The organism is Galactobacter sp. (assembly GCF_022712295.1).
GTDB lineage: Bacteria > Actinomycetota > Actinomycetes > Actinomycetales > Micrococcaceae > Galactobacter.
The window spans coordinates 1-2,993 of the sequence record NZ_JALAGT010000039.1; the positions used below are offsets into that span (position 1 = coordinate 1).

Consider the following 2,993-nt stretch of genomic DNA (forward strand, 5'->3'; position numbering starts at 1 on the left):
CCTCGCCCGCAATCTTGTTTTTCTTTCTGGCGCCCCTACACTTTGTGCGCGGAGGGGGACTTGAACCCCCACCCTCTAATACGAGGACTAGCACCTCAAGCTAGCGCGTCTACCTATTCCGCCACCCGCGCAGGTGGTGTTCGCCCGCTCCAAGGAGCGGCGAGGCAACGAATAAAACTCTAGCACGGCCGATGAGGCTATTCCAAACCGAAGGAAACCCCCATCCGGTAACGCGACACCCCAGGTCACGGCACGTCACCAACCGGACGAAAACACCAGGTTCTCCGCGGAATACCGCGGAAGTACAGGTACGAGGATGTAGCGTGGACAGGGCAATGACCACGCGCCGCGGCCTCGATTCTGCGGTGCCCCTGAAGGAGATGTGATGGAGCCCACCTCGGAGAGCAGCATGGACGATTCGATCAAGGATCTGACCGGTCTCGACGCCGAAGTGGTCTCGATCTGTCGCGATCTGATCCGCTTCGACACCTCCAACTTCGGCGGGCGCCCCGATGCGGCCAACGAACGTCCCGCCGCGGACTACGTCATGGCGTCCCTGCAAGAGGTCGGCTACGACCCTGTGCTCCATGAATCGGCTCCGGGACGCGCCAACGTGATCGTCAGGATCGAGGGCGAGGACCGCACCCTGCCCGCACTGGTGGTCCACGGCCATCTGGACGTGGTGCCGGCAGAGGCCGCCGATTGGAGCGTCGACCCGTTCGGCGCCGAGGTGCGTGATGGCATGATCTGGGGCCGTGGTGCGGTGGACATGAAGGACATGGATGCCATGATCCTCACCAACATCCGCGAACTGGCCCGCCGCGGGATCAAGCCGCGGCGCGACCTGATCGTGGCCTTCTTTGCGGACGAGGAGGCCGGCGGCACCTACGGCGCCCAGTGGGTGGTCAAGAACCACCCCGAACTGTTCGACGGCGCAGAGGAGGCCATCAGCGAGGTGGGGGGCTTCTCCACCGACATTGCAGGCACCCGCACCTACCTGATCCAGACGGCGGAGAAGGGCGTGGCGTGGACCAAGCTGACGGCCAAGGGGACCGCCGGCCACGGGTCCGCCATCAACCCGGACAACGCCGTGACACACCTGGCCGCGGCCGTGACGCGCATCGGCGAGCAGGAGTGGCCGCGGAGCTACCGACATTCCACCACCGCTCTCTTCGAAGGCGTGGCCCGCATCTCCGGAACCACGTTCGACCCGAACGACCCCGAGCCGCAGCTCGAGGCCCTGGGACACACGGCCAAGTGGGTGCGCTCCTCCCTCTCAGGCTCGGTGAATCCCACGGTGCTCAACGCCGGATACAAGGACAACGTCATCCCTTCCACGGCCGAGGCCCGGATGGACATCCGCACCCTGCCCGGCGTTCATGAGGAGACTCTGGACCTGATCCGGGATCTGGCGGGGGAGAAGGTGGACGTCGACTACCACCACCAACTCATCAGCCTCGAGGCTCCGTCGGACACACCTCTGGTGCACACCATGGGCGATCTGCTCTCCCAGGAGGATCCGGGGTGCGAGGTGCTGCCGTACATGCTTGCGGCCGGCACCGACAACAAGGCCATGTACGAGCTCGGGATCCGTGGATACGGATTCGTCCCGTTGCGGCTTCCGGACGACCTCGACTTCACCGGACTCTTCCACGGCGTGGACGAGCGGGTGCCGGTGTCGGCGCTACTCTTCGGCCGGCGTGTGCTGTACCGCCTGTTGACCGAGTACTGAGTCTCGCCCCGATCCACAGAAACCCCCGGTCGCAAGAAACCAACCTCGATCCCAAGAAACCAAGGAGCTCCGCCCCACCATGTCCCCATCCGCCGGCATCGACGACCTGTTGCCCTCCTCCTTGCTCGAGTCCATCCGGACCCGAGCCGCCGTTCATGACGCGGAGAACTCTTTCGCGCAGGACGATCTGGACGATCTTGCCGCCAGCGGCTATCTGTTGGCGATGCTGCCGCAGGAACTCGGGGGATCCGATTGGGGTTTCGGACAGACGATCGCGGCCCAACGACGTTTGGCGGCCCACGCCCCGGGGACCGCGCTGGCGGTGAACATGCACCTGGTGTGGACGGGCGTGGACCGGGTTCTCCGGGCCCTCGGCGATGATCGGCTCTCCGGCATGCGTCATGCGGTGGCCCGTGGTGAACGGCTCGCCTTCGGCGTGTCGGAGCCGGGCAACAAGGCCATGCTCTTCGATTCCTTCACCACCGCGGAGCCACTCGAGAACGGCGACTTCGAGCTGACCGGGACCAAGGTCTTCACGTCGATGGGACCGGGGTGGACGCGGTTGGGCGTGTTCGGCAAGACAGGGGAGGGCGACGACGCCCGCCTGATTCATGGATTCATCCCCAGGCAGCCGGGCGTGAGAACCGGGTCGGACTGGGACGCACTGGGCATGCGAGCCTCCGGTTCCGCCAGCACCCGCCTGGACCGGGCGCTGCTGAAGGCCGAAGACGTCCACAGCTTGATGGCCGTGGGGGAGAAGACCGATCCCTTGATCTTCGGGATCTTCGCCGCCTTCCTCTCCCTGACTGGCTCCGTCTATGCCGGAGTCGCGGATCGCGCAGTCGAGTTGGCGGCTCAGAATCTCAGCGGACGTACCGACCGCAGCACGGGCAACGCGCTGGCGGCGGACGAACTGCTCCGCTTCGGGCTCTCCGACACCGCGATGGATGTCCTGCTGCTCGACGACGCGTCCGTCGCCTTGGCGAGTGACCTGGACGACCTGGGACGCGCGACGTCACCCAAGGATCCTTCGTGGTTCCCGCGACTCGTGACGTTCCGGACCAGGGCGGGCGACGTGGCCAGGGAGGCAACTGCCACGGCTCTGCGGGTCTCCGGCGGCTCGTCGTACTCCCGTGGCTCAGAGGCGGAACGACTGTTCAGGGACGCCGCCGCGTCCTCCTTCCACCCGTCGGACGCCGAGTCCGCGCACCGGACGGTGGCCGATTGGCTTTTGGGGCCTCGAGGCTGACCGGGGCAGGGA

Annotated in this window: 2 protein-coding genes and 1 tRNA gene; 2 read left to right on the forward strand and 1 reads right to left on the reverse strand. The window is 66.1% G+C overall.

Annotated elements, in window-relative coordinates:
- Nucleotides 1-45: 45 nt before the first annotated feature.
- Nucleotides 46-131: transfer RNA gene (locus Q0A15_RS02935), tRNA-Leu, on the reverse strand.
- A gap of 254 nt (nt 132-385) precedes the next feature.
- Here Q0A15_RS02935 and Q0A15_RS02940 point away from each other — a divergent pair.
- Nucleotides 386-1,732: a M20/M25/M40 family metallo-hydrolase gene (locus Q0A15_RS02940; protein ID WP_291278044.1), complete on the forward strand. Its 1,347-nt coding sequence runs from the start codon at nt 386-388 to the stop codon at nt 1,730-1,732.
- A gap of 79 nt (nt 1,733-1,811) precedes the next feature.
- Complete coding sequence (locus tag Q0A15_RS02945; protein ID WP_291278045.1) at nt 1,812-2,981, forward strand: acyl-CoA dehydrogenase family protein; 1,170 nt, start codon at nt 1,812-1,814, stop codon at nt 2,979-2,981.
- Nucleotides 2,982-2,993: the final 12 nt, after the last annotated feature.

Bases quoted from the DNA above. Each gene is read 5' to 3' on its own strand.
- Q0A15_RS02940 (WP_291278044.1), top strand. From the start codon at position 386: ATGGAGCCCACCTCGGAGAGCAGCATGGACGATTCGATCAAGGATCTG.
- Q0A15_RS02945 (WP_291278045.1), top strand. From the start codon at position 1,812: ATGTCCCCATCCGCCGGCATCGACGACCTGTTGCCCTCCTCCTTGCTC.